At 66.0% G+C, this 21,125-nt stretch carries 11 protein-coding genes; 4 read left to right on the top strand and 7 right to left on the bottom strand.

Annotation, left to right across the window (positions count from 1 at the left end; translation table 11 throughout):
* Window positions 1–52: 52 nt before the first annotated feature.
* The 4 genes from ccoP to ccoN are packed head-to-tail and all read right to left on the bottom strand — an operon-like array spanning window position 53 to window position 3,249.
* Window positions 53–994, bottom strand: coding sequence for a cytochrome-c oxidase, cbb3-type subunit III (gene ccoP, locus N430_RS10020; protein ID WP_110636753.1), 942 nt, complete (start codon window positions 992–994; stop codon window positions 53–55).
* Window positions 991–1,197 (bottom strand): CcoQ/FixQ family Cbb3-type cytochrome c oxidase assembly chaperone, encoded by a 207-nt coding sequence (locus N430_RS10015; protein ID WP_054884102.1) that lies wholly within the window; start codon window positions 1,195–1,197, stop codon window positions 991–993. The genes ccoP and N430_RS10015 overlap by 4 nt, the downstream gene beginning before the upstream one ends.
* 5 nt (window positions 1,198–1,202) lie before the next feature.
* On the bottom strand, window positions 1,203–1,811 hold the full coding sequence (gene ccoO, locus N430_RS10010) for a cytochrome-c oxidase, cbb3-type subunit II (protein ID WP_054884101.1): 609 nt from the start codon (window positions 1,809–1,811) through the stop codon (window positions 1,203–1,205).
* Window positions 1,812–1,824: 13 nt separating this feature from the next.
* Window positions 1,825–3,249 carry a cytochrome-c oxidase, cbb3-type subunit I gene (gene ccoN, locus N430_RS10005; RefSeq protein WP_110636756.1) on the bottom strand — a complete coding sequence of 475 codons (1,425 nt, stop codon included), beginning with the start codon at window positions 3,247–3,249 and terminating at the stop codon, window positions 1,825–1,827.
* Window positions 3,250–3,300: 51 nt separating this feature from the next.
* Here ccoN and N430_RS10000 point away from each other — a divergent pair, with 51 nt between their 5' ends.
* A complete protein-coding gene (locus N430_RS10000; protein WP_110636759.1) occupies window positions 3,301–3,993 on the top strand; it encodes an alpha/beta family hydrolase in 693 nt (230 codons plus the stop codon).
* Between the two features lie 95 nt (window positions 3,994–4,088).
* Here N430_RS10000 and N430_RS09995 read toward each other — a convergent pair whose 3' ends face one another.
* Both N430_RS09995 and N430_RS09990 read right to left on the bottom strand, forming a co-directional pair.
* Window positions 4,089–4,373 (bottom strand): pyrimidine/purine nucleoside phosphorylase, encoded by a 285-nt coding sequence (locus N430_RS09995; RefSeq protein WP_110636762.1) that lies wholly within the window; start codon window positions 4,371–4,373, stop codon window positions 4,089–4,091.
* A gap of 75 nt (window positions 4,374–4,448) precedes the next feature.
* Window positions 4,449–5,000 carry an exonuclease domain-containing protein gene (locus N430_RS09990; protein WP_110636765.1) on the bottom strand — a complete coding sequence of 184 codons (552 nt, stop codon included), beginning with the start codon at window positions 4,998–5,000 and terminating at the stop codon, window positions 4,449–4,451.
* Between the two features lie 163 nt (window positions 5,001–5,163).
* Between N430_RS09990 and N430_RS09985 the strand changes: the two genes are divergently transcribed.
* Complete coding sequence (locus tag N430_RS09985) at window positions 5,164–5,964, top strand: ABC transporter substrate-binding protein (RefSeq protein ID WP_110636768.1); 801 nt, start codon at window positions 5,164–5,166, stop codon at window positions 5,962–5,964.
* 65 nt (window positions 5,965–6,029) lie between these two features.
* Complete coding sequence (locus N430_RS09980; RefSeq protein ID WP_110636771.1) at window positions 6,030–7,043, top strand: GNAT family N-acetyltransferase; 1,014 nt, start codon at window positions 6,030–6,032, stop codon at window positions 7,041–7,043.
* 115 nt (window positions 7,044–7,158) lie between these two features.
* On the opposite strand, the gene N430_RS09970 is transcribed toward N430_RS09980, so the two are convergent.
* Window positions 7,159–7,689, bottom strand: a complete 531-nt coding sequence (locus N430_RS09970; RefSeq protein WP_079229034.1) for an RNA polymerase factor sigma-70 — start codon at window positions 7,687–7,689, stop codon at window positions 7,159–7,161.
* A 295-nt stretch (window positions 7,690–7,984) separates the two neighbouring features.
* Between N430_RS09970 and N430_RS09965 the strand changes: the two genes are divergently transcribed.
* On the top strand, window positions 7,985–20,926 hold the full coding sequence (locus tag N430_RS09965; RefSeq protein ID WP_110636774.1) for a non-ribosomal peptide synthetase: 12,942 nt from the start codon (window positions 7,985–7,987) through the stop codon (window positions 20,924–20,926).
* Window positions 20,927–21,125 lie beyond the last annotated feature (199 nt).

Below are 21,125 nucleotides of genomic sequence, written 5' to 3'. Positions count from 1 at the left end.
TGCAAGGGGGGGATGTAGCGGGGAGAGGGGCCGCAACGCGGCCCCGAGGGTATTACTGGGCGGTCAGCTTCTCGCCGGTGTCGCTCTGCGACAGGCTGTACACATAGGCTGCCAGCAGGTGCACCTTGTCATTGCCCTGGATGTCCGCCTGGGCCGGCATCTGCCCCTGGCGGCCGTAGCGAATGGTCTGCTGCAACTGGGCGAAGCTCGAACCATAGATGAACGCCTGCGGGTGGGTCAGGTTCGGCGCGCCCATGGCCGGGGTGCCTTTGCCTTCAGGCCCGTGGCAGGCCACGCAGTTGCTGGCGAAGAGTTCCTTGCCCTTGGCCGGGTCGGCCTTGACCCCTTCCGGCAGGCTGCGGCCGTCGAGGTTGGTCAGCACGAACGCGGCGACATCCGCCACGCCCTGTTCGCCGATCACCTCGGCCCACGCCGGCATCACGCCATGGCGGCCGTTCATGATCGAGGCCTTGATGGTCTCCGGCTCGCCGCCCCAGCGCCAGTCCTGGTCGGTCAGGTTGGGGAAGCCGTAGGCGCCCTTGGCATCCGAGCCGTGGCACACCGAGCAGTTGGAGGCGAACAGGCGGCCGCCCATTTTCAGCGCCTGTGGGTCCTTGGCCACTTCCTCGACGGGCATGGCGGCGTACTTGGCGAAGATCGGACCGAACTTGGCGTCGGCCTTTTCCATCTCCTTCTGCCACTCGTTGGCACCGGTCCAGCCATTCTCGTAGCCCGGCAGGATGCCTCTCCAGTTGCCCAGGCCCGGGTACAGCACCAGGTAACCGGCACCGAACACCAAGGTGCCGACGAACAGCCAGAACCACCACTTGGGCAGTGGGTTGTCGTACTCCTCGATGCCATCGAAGCTGTGCCCCATGGTCTGGTCGGTGGTGTTGTTGCTCTGGCCCTTGCGGGTCGACAGCAACAGCCAGGCCAGGCCGATCAGGCTGCCGATGGTCAGTACGCTGACGTAGGTACTCCAGAAGGTGGTCATTGCGCTTTGCTCCTCACAGCCGCAGTCATGGCAGCAGGTTCCTGCCCGGCAGGGGGCAGGCGGTCGTCGACGAAGGGCAGCAGGCGCGCTTCGGCGAAATCATGGTCGCGGCGACGGTTGAACACCCACAGTGAGAGGCCGATGAAGGCGATCATCACCACCAGGGTGCCCAGGCCACGGATCATGCCGATGTCCATTTCCATGGGGGTTACCTCTTGTTCTTGATGGCGGTGCCGAGCACCTGCAGGTAGGCGACCAGGGCGTCCATCTCGGTCTTGCCCTTGACGGCATCACGGGCGCCGGCAATGTCCTCGTCGGTGTACGGCACGCCCAGGGTGCGCAGGGTGCGCATCTTGGTGTCGGTGTGGCTGTTGTCGACCTTTTCGGCGACCAGCCACGGGTACGACGGCATCTTCGATTCCGGTACCACGTTGCGCGGGTTGTACAGGTGCGCGCGGTGCCAGTCGTCCGAGTAGCGGCCACCGACGCGGGCCAGGTCCGGCCCGGTGCGCTTGGAGCCCCACAGGAACGGGTGGTCCCAAACACTTTCGCCGGCGACCGAGTAGTGGCCGTAGCGTTCGGTTTCGGCGCGGAACGGGCGGATCATCTGCGAGTGGCAGCCGACGCAGCCTTCACGGATGTAGATATCGCGGCCTTCCAGTTGCAGCGCGGTGTAGGGCTTCATGCCTTCGACCGGCTTGTTGGTGACGTCCTGGAAGAACAGCGGGACGATCTGGGTCAGGCCGCCGATGCTCACGGCAAACACCATCAGCAGGGCCAAGAGGCCTACGTTTTTCTCGATGACTTCATGTTTCATCAGGCAGGTCTCCTCAAGCCAGCTGGGCGTTCGCAGGGGTGGCGTCGAGCGCCGGCGAACGCACGGTGCGCCAGGTGTTCCAGGCCATCAGGAACATGCCGCTGAGGAAGATCGCGCCGCCGACGAAGCGCACGATGAAGCCTGGGTGGCTGGCCACCAGGGTTTCCACGAACGAGTAGGTGAGCGTGCCGTCGCTGTTGACCGCGCGCCACATCAGGCCTTGGGCGATGCCGTTGACCCACATCGAGGCGATGTACAGCACGGTGCCGATGGTCGCCAGCCAGAAGTGCGCGTTGATCAGGCCCAGACTGTGCATCTGCTGCTTGCCGAACACTTTCGGGATGGTGTGGTACAGCGCGCCGATCGAGATCATCGCCACCCAGCCGAGGGCGCCGGCGTGCACGTGGCCGATGGTCCAGTCGGTGTAGTGGGACAGAGCGTTGACGGTCTTGATGGCCATCATCGGGCCTTCGAAGGTGGACATGCCGTAGAACGCCAGCGACACCACCAGGAAGCGCAGGATCGGGTCGCTGCGCAGTTTGTGCCAGGCGCCCGAGAGGGTCATCATGCCGTTGATCATGCCGCCCCAGCTCGGTGCCAGCAGGATCAGCGACATCACCATGCCCAGCGACTGCGCCCAGTCCGGCAGGGCGGTGTAGTGCAGGTGGTGCGGGCCGGCCCAGATGTACAGGGTGATCAGCGCCCAGAAGTGGACGATCGACAGGCGATAGGAATACACCGGGCGTTCGGCCTGCTTGGGCACGTAGTAGTACATCATCCCGAGGAAGCCGGCGGTGAGGAAGAAGCCCACCGCGTTGTGGCCATACCACCACTGCACCATGGCGTCGGTGGCACCGGCGTAGACCGAGTACGACTTGGTCAGGCTGACCGGCAGCTCCAGGTTGTTGACGATGTGCAGCAGTGCCACGGTGAGGATGAAGGCACCGAAGAACCAGTTGCCCACGTAGATGTGCTTGGTGGTGCGTTTCATCAGCGTGCCGAAGAACACGATGGCGTAGCAGACCCAGACGATGGTGATCAGGATGTCGATCGGCCATTCCAGCTCGGCGTATTCCTTGGAGCTGGTGTAGCCCAGCGGCAGGGTGATGGCCGCCAGCAGGATCACCAGTTGCCAGCCCCAGAAGGTGAACGCGGCCAGTCCCGGTGCGAACAGGGTGGTCTGGCAGGTGCGTTGCACCGAATAATAGGAGGTGGCGAACAAGGCGCAGCCGCCGAAGGCAAAGATCACCGCATTGGTATGCAGGGGTCGCAGGCGGCCGAAGCTGGTCCAGGGGAGGTCGAAGTTGAGGGAAGGCCAGGCGAGCTGGGCGGCGATGAAGACACCGAGCCCCATCCCGACGATTCCCCACACCACCGTCATGATGGCGAATTGGCGGACCACCTTGTAGTTATAGGCGGTACTGCTGGTTGTGTTCATGTATGGGTTCCCATCCACGGTTATTTTGGCAGGCTTTACAGCGAGGCAAGCATGAGTAATGGGCAAAGTGCCGGTATTGACGGGGATCAATGGGCGCAAGTCGGAAATGTCCCAGGCTTGCGCTGCGATCCTCCGCGAAACGGGGGGGAAGGGCGCGCGTCCGCGTGCCTGATCCTGGCCCATGGCGCAGGTGCGCCGATGGACAGCGCGTTCATGGACGAAATCGCGCAAAGGCTGGCGGCGCTTGGGGTCGGGGTGGTTCGCTTCGAGTTCCCCTACATGGCCGAGCGGCGCAACGGCGGCGGCAAACGGCCGCCCAATCCGCAGAAGGTGCTGCTGGAATGCTGGCGCGAGGTGTACCAGCAGGTGCGACCTTTGGTCACGGGCCGGCTGGCCATTGGCGGCAAGTCGATGGGTGGGCGCATGGCCAGTCTGCTGGCCGACGAACTGGAGGCGGATGCGCTGGTGTGCCTGGGGTATCCCTTCTATGCGGTGGGCAAGCCGGAGAAGCCCCGGGTCGAGCACCTGGCCGAGCTGAAGACGCGCACGTTGATCGTGCAGGGCGAGCGCGATGCGCTGGGCAATCGGGAGGCGGTGGAGGGGTATGCGCTGTCACCGGCGATCGAGGTGAGCTGGCTGGTGGCGGGGGATCATGACCTGAAGCCGCTGAAGGCTTCGGGGTTCAGCCATGAGCAGCACTTGCAGGCGGCGGCTGAAAAAGTAGCGGGTTTCCTGAAGGATTAGCGCTGGATTCTTCGCGGGCATGCCCGCTCCCACAGGAGTACGCGATCTCCTGTGGGAGCGGGCGCGCCCGCGAAAGGGCCGGTACAGGCTGGCGCTTAGTCGCGGTACTCGCACAGGTAAGCGGTATCCACTTTCACCTGCAGCTGGAACTTGCTGTCGGCCGGCACGTTGAACTTGTCGCCCGCGTTGAAGGTTTCCCAGTTGTCGCTGCCCGGCAGCTTCACGGTCAGGGCGCCGGAAACCACATGCATGATTTCACGCTTGGCGGTGCCGAACTCGTATTCGCCCGGGGCCATCACGCCTACGGTGGCAGGGCCTTCTGCGCCAGCAAAGGCGATCGACTTGACAGTGCCGTTGAAGTACTCGTTGACCTGGAACATGGGCGACTCCTGAAAGAAGGGGGGTGAAAAAGGGCTGGCCAGTATGCCCAAGCCCATTCGCCCCGTCATCTGCTTTCAAGTGCCGTTCGCGGGCAGGCTCAAGGGCAGCAGGCGTGCGGTGTTGCGCGCATCCTCCAGGGCTCGGTGCTGCTGCCCGCAGAAGTGCATGCCCGCCAGCTGCAACGCGCCATTGAGGCCGGTCGGGCGCTGCAGGTGGCGAGCCTTGGCGAAGCGCTGCTTGAGGTTGATGTGCGGCAGCTCGCGCAGCAGGCTGTCGACCTCATGCTGGCGCCATTCCTGCAACAGCTGCTGGCGGTCGTAGTCGCCCCAGCTGACCCAGGCCTGCAACTGCCCGCGGTGGTGCCCCAGCCAGCGTTCGAAACGCGCCCACACTTCAGGGAAGGCCGCAGCGCTGTCGACGCTGGCCTGGCTGATGTGCGTCAGCTCGCGGCAGAACGGTGTCAGCTGCGGCCGCCTCCGGGGCCGCACGAAGCGCTGGAAGTGGTCCACTTCACGGCCTTCGCGGGTTACCAGGCTGGCGCCAATTTCAATGATTTCCATCTCCGTGACCGGCCAGCCACCGTCATCGGTGGTGGCTTCCAGGTCGATCACCAACCAGTGGCCCATACCAGGCTCCCTCGCCATACATGCCAAAGCAGCGTAGCCAATGTCTGGCCACACGGCATCCCCTGGCGAAATGCCCTCACTTTGGCATAACCAGCAGTTGTGCCATGCCGGGAAAACGCCTAGCTTAAGCGCATCCAGGTATGAACCGTGATGAGCGTCCGCTTTGACTCCAGCGCCCGGCCTGAAGGTAATCTCCACTCTGATGATGCTGGCTGCGGCCTGGCTGGCGGGGCCGGCGTGGGCCGCCGACGCCATCGACGTGAAGATCGGCGCCGCGCATTTCCCACCTTATACCGTGCGCCCGGAGCAGGGTGCCGACACCGGTTTGCTGCCCCAGCTGGTCGAGGCGCTGAACCGCCTGCAGCACGACTACCACTTCGTCCTGGTGCCCACCTCCATTCAGCGGCGCTTTGGTGATTTCCAGCAAGGCCGCACCGACATGGCGATCTTCGAGAACCCCGAATGGGGCTGGCAGCAGATTCCGCACCAGACGGTGGACATGGGCCTGGAAGATGCCGAAGTGTTCGTCGCCAGGAAGCTCAATGGCCGTGACCAGCATTACTTCGACAGCCTGGGTGGCAAGCGCCTGGCGCTGTTCAACGGCTATCACTACGCCTTCGCCAACTTCAACCCTGACCCCAACTACCTGCGCAAAGCCTACAACGCTACGCTCACCTATTCCCACGACAGCAACCTGCTCATGGTTCAGGCTGGCCGTGCCGACATTGCCCTGGTGACGCGCTCCTACCTGAGCGACTTCCTGGCCCGCAACCCCGACAGCCTCAACCAGCTGATCGCCTCGCAGCGCATCGATCAGGTCTACCACCACTATGCCTTGCTGCGTCCCGGTGCCCCGATCACCGATCAGAAGTTCGCCGAGCTGCTGCGCTATCTGCGCGACACGGGCGAATTGACGCGCATCTTCCAGCCCTACCGGATCACCGTCGCCGCGCCGAACGACTAAATTCCCCGGGTATGGGCACGTCATCAGAAGTGAGCCTTTCTTTCATTCTTTCGTGAGCCAAGACCATGCCGTTCGATGCCGCTTCGCAGCCCCTGTCTTTACCCCGTTGGCGCAGCCTCGATGCCGAGGAGGATGACCGTCGGTTGAGCCTGACCCTAGAAGGCCGGCCATTGATCCAGCTGCGTCTGGAACCAGGCGAAACGCTGCAAGTGCATGTCCAAAGCCTGTGCCCGGAGCGCCCGCAGCAGGCGCTATGGGCGGCCTGCTATTGGCTGCTGTCCCGCGACCCGGCTCGCCAGCGCCTGGACGTGCATTTGCCCACGAGTGTTCCGGAAGCATTGGCCAGCGGCTTGCTGGTGGCCGGCGAAGTCGCCGGCGTCTACCGGTGCGAGCGCGCGTTGTTCTGGCAGTTGCCGCAGCCATGGCTGGGCAGTTCGAGCGGCGGTGTTTACCCGCAGCAGATGCAGTTCAGCAACGGCAAGCGCCACCCGCGCCGGGCACCCAAGCCGCGTGGCGAGGTGTATCGCCGCTTCGATGCGCGGCTGGGTGCCTGGGTGTCGTTGCGCACCTTGGAAGTCGACCAGGACCTCGAGCGTTTCAACCGCTGGCAGAACAACCCGCGGGTGGAGAAATTCTGGCAGGAGGCGGGCTCGCTGGAGCAGCACCGCGAATACCTGACCAAGCTTGAGGCCGACCCGCATACCCTGACCCTGATCGGCTGTTTCGATGACCAGCCGTTTGCCTACTTCGAAGCGTACTGGGCCAAGGAGGATCGGATTGCGCCGTTCTACCCGGCCGATGATTACGACCGTGGCATCCACATGCTGGTGGGGGAAGAGGCGCACCGTGGCCCGCACAAGGTCGCCAGTTGGCTTTCGGCACTGGTGCACTACCTGTTCCTGGACGACCCGCGCACCCAGCGGGTGGTGGCTGAGCCCCGTGCCGACAACGGCAAGATGATCGGCTACATGCACGATCAGTGCTTCCATTGCGACAAGGAATTCGACTTCCCGCACAAGCGCGCGGCGCTGATGATCCTGGGACGGGAGCGATTCTTCGATCGCTGCAAACTGGTTTGAGTTCGCGTCGCCTGCTTCGCGGGCAAGCCCGCTCCCACAGTGATTTCACAGGATTCGATGCCTGCGTGGTACCTGTGGGAGCGGGCATGCCCGCGAAGCAGGCGACGCCGACGTATCAGGCCTGCCGGTTGGCCGTCTTGCGGCAATGCACCAGGGCATCGCGAATCATGAAGTTGACCAGAGTCGGCGACACGCCCAGTTCCTTGGCGATGTCCTTCTGCGGCACACCATGCAGGCGGTACATCTCGAAGGCATAGCGGGTGCGCTGGGGCAGTTCGTTGAGCGCCTCGGCGATGTGCTCGAGCGCAGCCAGGTTGATGTGCGTGGCCTCGGGCGAAGCGTTCGGGATGACCACGTTCAGGCCTTCCTCTTCGCTGCCGGAATACTTCAGCTCCATCGCCTGCTTGCGGTAATGGTCGATGGCCAGGTTGCGCACGATCTGGAACAGGTAGCTGAGCTGCGCCTTGAACGACGAGGTGATCTGCGGGGCGGCACTGAGCCGGAAGAAGGCATCCTGCACCACATCCTCGGCGCGCGAGCGGCAGCCGGTGATGCGTGCTGCGATCTTGACCAAAATGCTGCGATTGTCGACGAACGCCTGGAGTAATGGTGAATCGCACTTACTTGTGGATAGTTGTTCCGCCATGGAAATCACCTTGTCTCGAAGGGGAAAGGGAGCACCCCATTTGGGGAAGCTTCCTACGACGTGCGACAAACTATTCAGAATGATAATGATTGTCAAATACGAAAGTTAATGAGTTTCCATTAGTTTCTGTTCTAAGGGCAACCACGTGATGCAGTTCACCTTGTGCCCCCGCCCACACGGCTAATTTCCCGCCGCGCCCATCCGTTCCCCTGTGTACATCCGGCCGCTGCCGCTGCCCGCCGACCTTGTGCGGGGCAGCCAGCCCGACTTAACCAGACACTGGCAGGAACCCCCCATGACGGACGCCTTCGAACTCCCGCTCTCGCTGGTCCAGGCCCTGGCGCAACGCGCCGCGCAAACCCCGGACCGCATCGCCCTGCGCTTTCTGGCCGATGCCCCCGGCGAGCAGGCCGTGCTCAGCTATCGCGACCTGGACGCGCGTGCGCGCACCATCGCCTCGGCGTTGCAGGCCCGCGCCGGGTTCGGCGAGCGGGCCGTGCTGCTGTTCCCCAGTGGCCCGGACTACGTGGCGGCGTTCTTCGGTTGCCTGTACGCCGGGGTGATTGCCGTGCCGGCCTACCCACCGGAGTCGACACGCCGCCACCACCAGGAGCGCCTGCTGTCGATCATCGACGACGCCGAACCACGCCTGCTGCTGACCGTTGGCGCGCTGCAGGCAAGCCTGCAGGATCTCGAAGCCCTGACCGGCGACAACGCCCCCGAACTGCTCGCAGTGGATGCGCTTGATCCGGCCTTGGCCGCCAGCTGGCGCGAGCCGCAGCTGAAGGCGGACGACATCGCCTTCCTGCAATACACCTCCGGCTCCACCGCGCTGCCCAAAGGCGTGCAGGTCAGCCACGGCAACCTGGTGGCCAACGAACAGCTGATTCGCGTGGGCTTCGGCATCGACCTCAACCCGGACGATGTGATCGTCAGCTGGCTGCCGCTGTACCACGACATGGGCCTGATCGGCGGCTTGCTACAGCCGATCTTCAGTGGCGTGCCGTGCGTGCTGATGTCGCCGGGCTACTTCCTTGCCCGGCCGCTGCGCTGGCTGCAGGCGATCAGTGAATACGGCGGTACCATCAGTGGCGGGCCAGACTTCGCCTACCGGCTGTGCAGCGAACGGGTCAGCGAAGCGGCCCTGGCCGGCCTCGATCTGAGCCGCTGGCGCGTAGCCTATTCCGGCTCCGAACCGATTCGCCAGGACAGCCTCGCCACCTTCGCCGAGAAGTTCGCCGCCTGCGGTTTCCAGCCGAGCAGTTTCTTTGCCAGCTATGGCCTGGCCGAAGCCACCTTGTTCGTCAGCGGCAGCCGCCGTGGCCAGGGTATCGGCGCGCTGGAGCTGGATGCCGAAGCGTTTGCCGCCAACCGCGCCGAGGCCGGCAAGGGCAGTGTACTGATGAGCTGCGGCTACCCTCAGCCAGGCCACGCGGTGCGCATCGTCGAGCCACAGCAGCGTGAGGTGCTGGGCGACAACCAGGTTGGCGAGATCTGGGCCGGCGGCCCGAGCATCGCCCTGGGTTACTGGCGCAACCCTGAGGCCACGGCGCGCACTTTCGTCGAAATGGACGGCCAGACCTGGTTGCGGACCGGCGACCTCGGTTTCATGCGCGACGGCGAAGTGTTCGTCACCGGGCGACTGAAGGACATGCTGATCGTCCGCGGCCAGAACCTTTACCCGCAAGACCTGGAAAAGACCCTGGAGCGTGAGGTCGAAGTCCTGCGCAAGGGCCGGGTGGCCGTATTCGCCGTCGACGACCGGGGCGAGGAGGGCATCGGCGTGGCGGTGGAAATCAGCCGCAACGTGCAAAAGGCGGTAAAACCCGAAGACCTGATCAAGACCCTGCGCCAAGTGATCGCCGAGGCCTGTCGCCAGGCACCGGCCGTGGTCCTGCTGCTCAATCCGGGGGCGTTACCGAAGACCTCCAGCGGCAAGCTGCAGCGTTCGGCCTGCCGTCTGCGCATGAATGATGGCAGCCTGGATTGCTATGCGCGCTTCCCCACGGCTGCAGAGCCGGCCGCTGATATGGCAACCGGCGATGAGCTGCAGGCACGCATCGCCGGCATCTGGCGCGAAGTCCTCAAGATTGAGGCGGTTGCTGCGGACGATCACTTCCTGCTGCTGGGTGGCAACTCCATCGCCGCTACCCAGGTCACTGCGCGCCTGGCCGATGAGCTGGGTATCCCGCTGAGCCTGCGGACCTTGTTCGAGGCGCCGACGCTGGCCGAGTACAGCGCTGGCGTGGCAGCCGTCCTTGCTGAAGGTGCCGGTGTAACCACCGCTATCACCACCTTGAACCGTGGCCAGGCCCTGCCGCAGTCGCTGGCACAGAACCGCCTGTGGCTCACCTGGCTGCTTGAGCCGCAGTCTGCGGCCTACAACATTCCTGCCGGTCTGCACCTGCGCGGCGAGCTGGATGAGGCCGCACTTGAAGCCGCATTCCAGTCGCTGGTAGCGCGCCACGAATCGCTGCGTACGGTGTTCAGCGAGGAGGATGGGCAGGCGTTGCAGCGCGTACTGCCGGAGCAGCCTTTCACCCTTCAACGCCTGGACCTGGAAGGGCTGGCGCCTGAACAGGTGATCTCGCGCCGCGAGCAAGAGGCGCAACAGCCCTTCGACCTGACCCAGGGCCCGCTGCTGCGCGTGACCCTGGTGCGCCTGGACGACGAAGATCACCAACTGTGGGTGACCTTGCACCACATCGTCGCCGACGGCTGGTCGCTGAATATTCTGCTCGACGAGTTCGCCAAGCTGTATGCCGCCCGTTGCCAGGGCCTGGACGCCAAGCTGGCACCGCTGACACTGGGTTACGCCGACTACGGTACCTGGCAGCGTCAGTGGCTGGCCGAAGGTGAAAGCGCACGTCAGCTCGGCTACTGGAAAGCCGCTTTGGGTGATGACTTGCCAGTGCTCGACCTGTACCCGGACCAACCGCGCTCCAGCCAGCATGAAAACCGCGCTGCCCGCCTGGCCGTGAAAGTCCCGGCCAAGCTGGCCGACGCCCTCAAGGGCCTGGCCCGTGAACAGCAGGCCAGCCTGTTCATGGTCCTGCTGGCCGCCTGGCAAGGCCTGTTGCACCGCTACACCGGCCAGGGCGACATCCGCGTCGGCGTGCCCAATGCCAACCGCCCGCGCCAGGAAACCCAGGGCATGGTCGGCTTCTTCATCAACACCCAGGTGCTGCGTGCGCAGCTGGATGGCCGCCTGCCGTTCGCCCAGCTGCTGGCCCAGGTGCGCGGTGCGACCCTCGACGCCCAGGCCAACCAGGACCTGCCGTTCGAGCAACTGCTCGAAGCCCTGCCCGAAGCGCGTGAACAGGGCCTGTTCCAGGTCATGTTCAACCACCAGCAGCGTGACCTTTCGGCATTGCGCCGTCTTCCGGGCCTGCTCGCCGAAGAGCTGCCGTGGCACAGCCGCGAGGCCAAGTTCGACCTGCAGCTGCACAGTGAGGAAGACCATCAGGGCCGCCTGAGCCTGGCCTTCGACTACGCCGCCGAGCTGTTCGAAGCCAGCACCGTCAAGCGCCTGGCCCAGCACCTGCTGGCGCTGCTCGAGCAAGTCTGCGCACAGCCGCAACTGCCGTTGGGTGACGTACAGCTGCTGGACGAGCAGGGTCGCCAGCAACTGCTGGCATGGGGTGAGGCACCCGCGCCCGCCCCGCAACGGCTGTTGGTCGAGCAGCTCAACGAACAGGCCCGCCTGACCCCGGAGCGCACCGCGCTGGTCTGGGAAGGCGGCAGCCTCGACTACGCCGAGCTGCACCAGCAGGCCAACCGCCTGGCGCACTACCTGCGCGACAAAGGCGTCGGCCCCGACACCTGCGTGGCCATCGCGGTCGAGCGTTCGCCGCAGCTGCTGGTCGGCCTGTTGGCCATCCTCAAGGCGGGCGGTGCCTACGTGCCGCTGGACGTCGACTACCCGGCCGAGCGCCTGGCCTACATGCTGGGTGATTGCCAGGCCAGCCTTCTGCTCAGCCACAGCAGCCTGCTTGGCACGCTGCCGCAGGTCGACGGTGTCAGCGCCATCGCCCTCGACCAATTGCACCTGGACAGCTGGCCAAGCCAGGCGCCGGGCCTGCACTTGCACGGCGACAACCTGGCCTACGTGATCTACACCTCTGGCTCCACCGGCCAGCCAAAGGGCGTGGGCAACACCCATGCCGCCCTGGCCGAGCGCCTGCAATGGATGCAGGCCCGCTATGCGCTGGACGCAAGTGACGTGCTGATGCAGAAGGCTCCGATCAGCTTCGACGTGTCGGTGTGGGAGTGCTTCTGGCCGCTGATCACCGGCTGCAAGCTGGTGCTGGCCGGCCCCGGCGAGCACCGCGACCCGCAGCGCATCGCCACCCTGGTGCAGCAGCATGGCGTGACCACGCTGCACTTTGTGCCGCCGCTGCTGCAGGTGTTCGTGCAAGAGCCGCTTGCCGCTGGCTGCAGCAGCCTGCGCCGGCTGTTCTCCGGTGGTGAGGCGCTGCCTTCGAACCTGCGTGACCGTGTGTTGCAGCTGCTGCCGCAGGTGCAGTTGCACAACCGCTACGGGCCGACCGAAACCGCCATCAACGTCACCCACTGGCATTGCCAGGCTGAAGATGGCGAGCGCTCGCCGATCGGTCGCCCGCTGGCCAACGTGCTCTGCCGGGTGCTGGATGATGAGCTTGAACTGGCTGCGCCTGGCGTGCCGGGCGAGCTGTATCTGGGCGGTGCCGGCCTGGCCCGTGGTTACCTGGGCCGCCCGGGCCTGACTGCCGAACGTTTCGTGCCCCAGGCCGATGGCAATGGCGCGCGCCTTTACCGTAGCGGCGACCGCGCCCGCTGGCAGGTGCAAAGCGAAGCCCTGGAATACCTCGGGCGTCTCGATCAGCAGGTCAAGGTGCGTGGCTTCCGCGTCGAGCCTGAAGAAGTGCAGGCCTGCCTGCTGGCTCAACCGGGTGTCGAACAGGCACTGGTGCTGATTCACCACGACGCGGTCGGTGCACAACTGGTCGGTTATTATAGCGGCAGCGCGTTGTCCGATGGCTTGCTGGGCGCCTTGGCCGAGCAATTGCCGGCGTACATGGTGCCGTCCCAACTGATCGGCCTGGAGCGCATGCCGTTGGGCCCGAGCGGCAAGGTCGACCGCAAGGCGTTGCCCGCACCGGTCTGGCAGCAGCGTGCCCATGTCGAGCCACAGACGGCGCTGCAGCAGCAGGTCGCGGGCATCTGGCGTGAGGTGCTGAACTTGCCGCAGGTCGGCCTGCACGATGACTTCTTTGCCCTCGGCGGCCACTCGCTGCTGGCCACCCAGATCGTCTCGCGGACCCGCCAGGCGTGCGATGTCGAGCTGCCGCTCAAAGCGCTGTTCGAGGCCAGCGAGCTGGCTGCGTTCTGTGAGGAAATCGCCCGTATCCGCGCTGCCGGTGAGTGCAACCAGCAGGGTGAGATTGCCCTGGTCGACCGCCGCCGGGCGGTGCCGCTGTCGTACTCGCAGCAGCGCATGTGGTTCCTCTGGCAGATGGAGCCGGACAGCCCCGCCTACAACGTCGGCGGCATGGCGCGACTGAAGGGCGTGCTGCATGTGGATGCCTTCGAACGCGCCCTGCAGGCGCTGATCGTGCGTCACGAGACCCTGCGCACCACCTTCCCGAGCATCGACGGCGTGCCGTACCAGTGCGTGGCGGACGACAGCGGGCTGCAACTGGACTGGCAGGACTTCACGGCGCTGCCGGCCGATACCCGTCAGCAGCGCCTGCAGCAACTGGCTGACGACCAGGCCCACCAGCCATTCGACCTGGAACGCGGCCCGCTGCTGCGCGCCTGCCTGGCCAAGACCGAGGACCGTGAACACTACTTCGTGCTGACCCTGCACCACATCGTCACCGAAGGCTGGGCCATGGACATCTTCGCCCGCGAACTGGGCGAGCTCTATGAAGCCTTCGTCGATGACCGCGAGTCGCCATTGGCGCCGCTGCCGGTGCAGTACCTGGACTACAGCGTGTGGCAACGGCAATGGCTGGAAAGCGGCGAGGGCGCACGTCAGCTGGCCTACTGGAAAGCCCGCCTCGGCGATGAGCACCCGGTGCTGGCACTGCCCGCCGACCGCCCGCGCCCGGCCGTGCAGAGCCACCGTGGCGAGTTGTACCGTTTCGACCTCGACCCGGCACTGGTCGCCCGCGTGCATGCGTTCAACAACCAGCGCGGCCTGACCCTGTTCATGACCATGACCGCCACGCTGGCCGCGTTGCTGCATCGCTACAGCGGCCAGCGTGACCTGCGCATCGGCGCGCCGGTGGCCAACCGTATCCGCCCGGAAAGCGAAGGCCTGATCGGTGCCTTCCTCAACACCCAGGTGCTGCGTTGCGAGCTGGACGGGCAAATGACCGCCGCCGCCTTGCTCGACCAGGTGCGCCAGGCCGCCATCGAAGGCCAGTCGCACCAGGACCTGCCATTCGACCAGCTGGTCGAGGCCCTGCAACCGCCGCGCAGCAGCGCCTACAACCCGTTGTTCCAGGTGATGTGCAACGTGCAGCGCTGGGCCTTCCAGCAGAGCCGTGAGCTGGCCGGCATGCAGGTGGATTACCTGGTCAATGACGCCAGCGCCACCAAGTTCGACCTGTACCTGGAGGTCACCGACCTCGACGGCCGCCTGGGCTGCTGCCTGACCTACAGCCGCGACCTGTTCGACGAGCCGCGCATCGCACGCATGGCTGAGCACTGGCAGCAGCTGCTGGTCGGCCTGCTCGACAATCCGCAGCAGCGCCTGTGCGAACTGCCGATGCTGGCCGATGCCGAGCAGCAAGTGCTGGTCGGCCAGTTGCAGGGCGAGCAGGACTTCGCCCTCGACCAGACGCTGCACGGCCTGTTCGCCGCCCAGGCTGCGCGGACGCCGAAAGCGGGCGCGCTGACCTTCGCCGGCCAGCACATGACCTACGCCGAGCTCGACCAGCAGGCCAACCGCCTGGCCCGTGCCCTGCGTGAACGCGGGGTCGGCCCGCAGGTGCGGGTGGGCCTGGCGCTGGAGCGTTCGCTGGAGATGGTGGTCGGCCTGCTGGCCATTCTCAAGGCCGGTGGCGCCTACGTGCCGCTCGACCCGGAATACCCGCTCGACCGCCTGCGCTACATGATCGAGGACAGCCGCATCGGCTTGCTGCTGAGCCAGCGCGCGCTGCTCGAAACCCTCGGTGAGCTGCCTGATGGCGTGGCGCGCTGGAGCCTGGAAGACGACGCCGCGAGCCTGTGTGCCTACAGCGATGCGCCGCTGGACAACCTCAACCTGCCGCAGCATCAGGCCTACCTGATCTACACCTCTGGCTCCACCGGCAAGCCCAAGGGCGTGGTGGTCAGCCACGGTGAAATCGCCATGCATTGCCAGGCGGTGATCGACGCCTTCGGCATGCGCAGCGACGACTGCGAGCTGCACTTCTACTCGATCAACTTCGATGCGGCCAGCGAACGCTTGCTGGTACCGCTGCTGTGCGGTGCCCGCGTGGTGTTGCGCGCTCAGGGCCAGTGGGGCGCTGAGGATATCTGCCAGCTGGTGCGCGAGCAGCAGGTGAGCGTGCTCGGTTTCACCCCGAGCTACGGCAGCCAGCTGGCCCAGTACCTGGCCGGGCAGGGCGAGCAGCTGCCGGTGCGGCTGGTGATCACCGGCGGCGAAGCGCTGACCGGCGAGCACCTGCAGCGCATTCGCCAGGCCTTTGCCCCGCAGCAGTTCTTCAACGCCTACGGCCCCACTGAAACCGTGGTCATGCCACTGGCCTGCCTGGCGCCGGAGGTGATGCCCGCCGACGCTGGCAGCGTGCCAATCGGCCGGGTGATCGGTGCCCGCACGGCGTACATCCTCGACGAGGACCTGGCCCTGTTGCCGCAAGGGGGTATCGGCGAACTCTATGTCGGCGGTGCCGGCCTGGCCCAGGGGTATCACGACCGCCCGGGCCTCAGCGCCGAGCGCTTTGTCGCCGACCCGTTCAGCCGTGATGGCGGTCGCCTGTACCGCACCGGCGACCTGGTGCGGTTGCGTGCCGATGGCCTGGTGGAATACGTCGGCCGTGCCGACCAGCAGGTGAAGATCCGCGGCTTCCGTATCGAGCTGGGCGAAATCGAAAGCCGCCTGCAGGAACATGCCGATGTCGACGAGGCCGTGGTCCTGGCCCTCGACCTGCCGGGTGGCAAGCAGCTGGTCGGTTACCTGGTGTGCCAGCAGGCCACTGCCGACAGCGAAGCTCAGGCCGCACTGCGCGAAGCGGTCAAGGCCGATGCCCGTCAGCACCTGCCGGACTACATGGTGCCCGCGCACCTGGTGCTGCTGGAGCGCCTGCCGCTGATGGGCAACGGCAAGCTCGACCGCCGCGCACTGCCGGCACCGGACCTGGAGCAGGCCCGCCAGCATTACCAGGCCCCGGCCAATGAGCTGGAGGAGCAGCTGGCGCAGGTCTGGCGCGAAGTGCTCAACCTGTCCCGCGTGGGTGTGCAGGACAACTTCTTCGAGCTGGGTGGCGACTCGATCCTGTCCATTCAGGTGGTCAGCCGTGCGCGCCAACTGGGCTTGCAGTTCACCCCGCGTGACCTGTTCCAGCACCAGACCATCCAGACCCTGGCGGCCGTGGTCAGCCGCAGCGCCGCGCCGAGCAGCATCGAACAAGGCCCGCGCGAGGGGCGCAGCGGCCTCACGCCGATTCAGCACTGGTTCTTCGACAGTGATGTGGCCCAGCCGCAGCACTGGAACCAGGCGGTGCTGCTGGAGGCACGCCAACCCTTGGACCGCGCCACCCTGGAGCAGGCTCTGGCTGCGTTGGTAGCGCACCACGACAGCCTGCGCCTGCGCTTCACCCAGGGGCAGGCGGCCTTTACTCCTGCGTCTGCCGAGCAGCTGCTGTGGACCGCCACGGTCGCCGACTTCGCCGACTGCCAGGCGCTGTACACCGACGTGCAACGCAGCCTCGACCTGGAGCGGGGCCCGCTGTTGCGCGCCTTGCTGGTCAGTGACGGGCAGGGCGCCCAGCGCCTGCTGCTGGCGATCCACCACCTGGTGGTCGACGGTGTGTCCTGGCGAGTGCTGCTCGAAGACCTGCAGGCGCTGTATCGCGGCCAGCCACTGGCGGCCAAGACCCACGCCATGGCCGACTGGGCTGCGCGCCTGGCCAGCTACGCCGGCAGCGATTCGCTGCGCGACGAGCTGGACTGGTGGCAAGGCCAGCTTGGCAGCGTGCGCCATGAACTGCCGTGCGATCACCCGCAGGGTGGCAACCTGCACCGGCATGCCGACACCCTGGCCATCGGCCTGGACGCAGAGCAGACCCGGCAGTTGCTGCAACAGGCGCCGGCGGCCTACCACACCCAGGTCAATGACCTGCTGCTGACCGCGCTGGCCCGCACCCTGTGCCGCTGGAGCGGTGACCAGGAAGTGCTGGTGCAGCTCGAAGGCCACGGCCGTGACGGCTTGTTCGAAGACATGGACCTGACCCGCAGCGTCGGCTGGTTCACCAACGCCTACCCGCTGCGCCTGAACCCACAGGCCGGCGAAGATGATGCTGCGCGTGCCACCTCGATCAAGCACATCAAGGAACAACTGCGCCAGGTGCCGCACAAGGGGCTGGGCTACGGCGTGCTGCGTTACCTGGGCGACGCTGTCAGCCGCGAAAGCATGGCGGCGTTGCCGCAAGCGCGCATCACCTTCAACTACCTGGGCCAGTTCGACCAGCAGTTCGACGAGGCCGCCTTGTTCCTGCCGCTGGATGCGCCGGCCGGCCTGGCTCACGATCTGGATGCGCCGCTGCCGAACTGGCTCAGCATCGACGGCCAGGTCTATGGCGGTGCCCTGCAACTGCGCTGGACCTACAGCCGCGAGCGCTATGACGAGCGCACCATCGCGCAGCTGGCCGAAGCCTATCGCCAGGAGCTGCTGGCGCTCGTCAGCCACTGCCTGGCCGATGGCAACGGCAGCTTCACGCCCTCGGACTTCCCGCTGGCGCACCTGAGCCAGCAGCAGATCGACGCGCTGCCAGTCCCCGCCGCGCAGATCGAAGACGTCTACCCGCTGACGCCGATGCAGGAGGGCATGCTCTTGCACACCCTGCTGGAACCGGGCACCGGCCTGTACTACATGCAGGACCGCTACCGCATCAACAGCGCCCTCGACCCGCAACGTTTCGCCCAGGCCTGGCAGGCCGTGGTGGCGCGTCACGAAGCCCTGCGCGCCTCGTTCAGCTGGAATGCCGGCGAGACCATGCTGCAGATCATCCACAAGCCGGGCAACACGCCAGTGGACTATCAGGACTGGCGCGGCCTTGATGAGGCGGCCCAGGAGGCACGCCTGCAAGCCCTGCACAAACAGGAACGGGAAGCGGGCTTTGCCCTGCTGCAGGAGGCGCCGTTCCACCTGCGCCTGGTGCGGGTCGATGACGAGCGCTACTGGTTCATGATGAGCAACCACCACATCCTCATCGATGCCTGGTGCCGCTCGTTGCTGATGAACGATTTCTTCGTGCTCTACCAGGCCCTCGGCGAAGGCCGCCAGGCCCAGTTGCCGGTGCCGCCGCGCTACCGCGACTACATCGGCTGGCTGCAGCGCCAGGACATGGACGAAGCGCGCAACTGGTGGCAGGCCAACCTGGCCGGCTTCGAGCGCGCCACGGCGCTCCCCAGCGACCGCCCGCTGCGCAACGACCACGCCGGTGACGGCATGGTGGTGGGTGACTGCTACACCCGCCTGGAGGTGAGTGATGGCGTGCGCCTGCGCGAACTGGCCCAGGCCCATCAGCTGACCATCAACACTTTCGCCCAGGCGGCCTGGGCGCTGGTGCTGGCGCGCTACAGCGGTGACCGCGACGTGGCCTTCGGCGTGACCGTGGCCGGGCGCCCGGTGAGCCTGCCGCAGATGCAGCGCACGGTCGGCCTGTTCATCAACAGCATCGCCCTGCGCGTGCAACTGCCCGAGCCGGGCCAGCGCCGCAGCGTGCGCAAGTGGCTGCAGGGCGTGCTGGAGCGCAACATGGAGCTGCGCGAGTACGAGTACCTGCCGCTGGTGGCGATCCAGGATTGCAGCGAACTGCCCAAGGGCCAGCCGCTGTTCAACAGCTTGTTCGTGTTCGAGAACGCCCCGGTGGAAACCGCAGTGCTCGACCATGCCCAGCACCTCAATGCCACTTCCGACTCGGGCCGCACCCACACCAACTTCCCGTTGACGGCAGTGTGCTACCCGGGTGATGACCTGGGCCTGCACCTGTCATTCGACCAGCGCTACTTCGACTACCCGACCGTCGAGCGTCTGCTGGCGGAGTTCAAGCGCCTGCTGCTGGCGCTGGTACAGGGCTTTGAAGGGGAGGTCAGTGAATTGCCGTTGCTGGGCGAGGAAGAACAGCGCTTCCTGCTCGACGACTGCAACCGCACCGTGCACGCCTATCCGCTGGAACAGAGCTACGTGGCACTGTTCGAAGCGCAGGTGGCTGCCCATCCTGAGCGAACCGTCGCTCGATGCCTCGAAGCGTCTTATGACTACGCCGGGCTGAACCTCGCGGCCAACCGCCTGGGCCATGCCCTGGTTGCCGCGGGCGTGGCCATCGACCAGCCGGTTGCCCTGCTGGCCGAACGTGGCCTTCCGCTGCTGGGCATGATCGTCGGCAGCTTCAAGGCCGGCGCCGGCTACCTGCCGCTGGACCCGGGCCTGCCGTCGGCGCGCCTGCAACGTATCATCGAGCTGAGCCGCACGCCGGTGCTGGTGTGCAGCGCGGCTTGTGCCGAGCAGGCGCGTCAGTTGCTGGATCAACTTGAGGGTACGACGCGGCCGCAGTTGCTGGTGTGGGAAGAGGTGCAGGGCAGCGGCGTCGCCAGCCACAACCCGGGCATCCACAGCGGGCCGGACAACCTGGCCTACGTGATCTACACCTCCGGCTCTACCGGGCTGCCCAAGGGCGTGATGGTCGAGCAGCGCGGGATGCTCAACAACCAGCTGAGCAAGGTGCCATACCTGGCCCTGAGCGAGCATGACGTGATCGCCCAGACCGCCTCGCAGAGCTTCGACATTTCGGTCTGGCAGTTCCTCGCCGCGCCGTTGTTCGGCGCCCGGGTGGAGATCGTGCCGAACGCCATCGCCCATGACCCGCAAGGTTTGCTGGCGCATGTGCAGGCCGCCGGTATCACGGTGCTGGAAAGCGTGCCATCGCTGATCCAGGGCATGCTGGCCAACGATCATCAGGCACTCGATGGCCTGCGCTGGATGTTGCCGACCGGCGAGGCGATGCCGCCGGAACTCGCTGCGCAATGGCTGCAGCGTTATCCGCAGATCGGCCTGGTCAATGCCTACGGGCCGGCGGAGTGCTCGGATGACGTGGCCTTCTTCCGCGTCGACATGGCCTCGACCCAGGGCAGTTACCTGCCGATCGGCACGCCGACCGACAACAACCGGCTGTACCTGTATGGCGAGGATCAGGCTTTGGTACCGCTGGGGGCGGTGGGCGAGCTGTGCGTGGCAGGCACCGGCGTCGGCCGTGGCTATGTCGGCGACCCGGTGCGCACGGCACTGGCCTTCATCCCGCACCCGCACGGGGCGCCGGGTGAGCGCTTGTACCGCACCGGTGACCTGGCGCGGCAGCGCCCGGACGGAGTGCTGGAGTATGTCGGCCGTATCGACCACCAGGTGAAGATCCGTGGCTACCGTATCGAGCTGGGCGAAATCGAGGCGCGTCTGCACGAGCAGGCCGAGATTCGCGATGCGGCGGTGGGGGTGCAGGAAGGTGCCAATGGCAAGCACCTGGTGGGCTATCTGGTGGCGCACCAGGGCGTGGCTGCCGACGCCGCGTTGCTGGAGCAGGTCAAGCAGCGCCTGCGTGCGGAGCTTCCGGAGTACATGGTGCCGCTGCACTGGGGCTGGTTCGCCAGCCTGCCGCACAACGCCAACGGCAAGCTTGATCGCAAGGCATTGCCGGCCATCGAGATCGGTGGGCAGCACAGCCAGGCTTACCAGGCGCCGCGGGATGAGCTGGAGGCTGCGCTGGCCGGGATCTGGGCCGACGTGCTCAAGGCCGAACGTGTCGGTGTGCATGACAACTTCTTCGAGCTGGGCGGGCATTCGCTGCTGGCCACGCAGATCGCCTCGCGGGTGCAGAAGCAGTTGCAGCTGAACGTGCCGCTGCGGGCGATGTTCGAGTGCAGCACGGTGGAGGAGTTGGCCGAGTATGTGCGCGGGTTGCAGGGTAGCGAGGTGGATGAGGCCAAGGCTGATCGGCTCAGTGATCTGATGGCCGAGCTCGAAGGACTGTAAGTTGATTGGCTAGCCTGTGCTGGCCTCTTCGCGGGCACGCCCGCTCCCACAGGTACTGCGCTGCCCTTGAGGTATGCGCAATCCCTGTGGGAGCGGGTTCACCCGCGAAGAGGCCGGCACAGGCAGCACTGCAATCAGCGCTTGCCGAGAATCTTCCCGAGCAACTCGGGCCGTGGCGCCCCTTGCTGGCTTTGCAGTT

Source organism: Pseudomonas sp. CC120222-01a (assembly GCF_003097235.1).
GTDB lineage: Bacteria > Pseudomonadota > Gammaproteobacteria > Pseudomonadales > Pseudomonadaceae > Aquipseudomonas.
This window is presented reverse-complemented; position numbering and strand designations above follow the sequence as displayed.

Bases quoted from the DNA above. Each gene is read 5' to 3' on its own strand.
- ccoO (WP_054884101.1), bottom strand. From the start codon at position 1,811: ATGAAACATGAAGTCATCGAGAAAAACGTAGGCCTCTTGGCCCTGCTG.
- ccoN (WP_110636756.1), bottom strand. From the start codon at position 3,249: ATGAACACAACCAGCAGTACCGCCTATAACTACAAGGTGGTCCGCCAA.
- ccoP (WP_110636753.1), bottom strand. From the start codon at position 994: ATGACCACCTTCTGGAGTACCTACGTCAGCGTACTGACCATCGGCAGC.
- N430_RS09995 (WP_110636762.1), bottom strand. From the start codon at position 4,373: ATGTTCCAGGTCAACGAGTACTTCAACGGCACTGTCAAGTCGATCGCC.
- N430_RS09970 (WP_079229034.1), bottom strand. From the start codon at position 7,689: ATGGCGGAACAACTATCCACAAGTAAGTGCGATTCACCATTACTCCAG.
- N430_RS09965 (WP_110636774.1), top strand. From the start codon at position 7,985: ATGACGGACGCCTTCGAACTCCCGCTCTCGCTGGTCCAGGCCCTGGCG.
- N430_RS09980 (WP_110636771.1), top strand. From the start codon at position 6,030: ATGCCGTTCGATGCCGCTTCGCAGCCCCTGTCTTTACCCCGTTGGCGC.
- N430_RS10015 (WP_054884102.1), bottom strand. From the start codon at position 1,197: ATGGAAATGGACATCGGCATGATCCGTGGCCTGGGCACCCTGGTGGTG.
- N430_RS10000 (WP_110636759.1), top strand. From the start codon at position 3,301: ATGAGTAATGGGCAAAGTGCCGGTATTGACGGGGATCAATGGGCGCAA.
- N430_RS09990 (WP_110636765.1), bottom strand. From the start codon at position 5,000: ATGGGCCACTGGTTGGTGATCGACCTGGAAGCCACCACCGATGACGGT.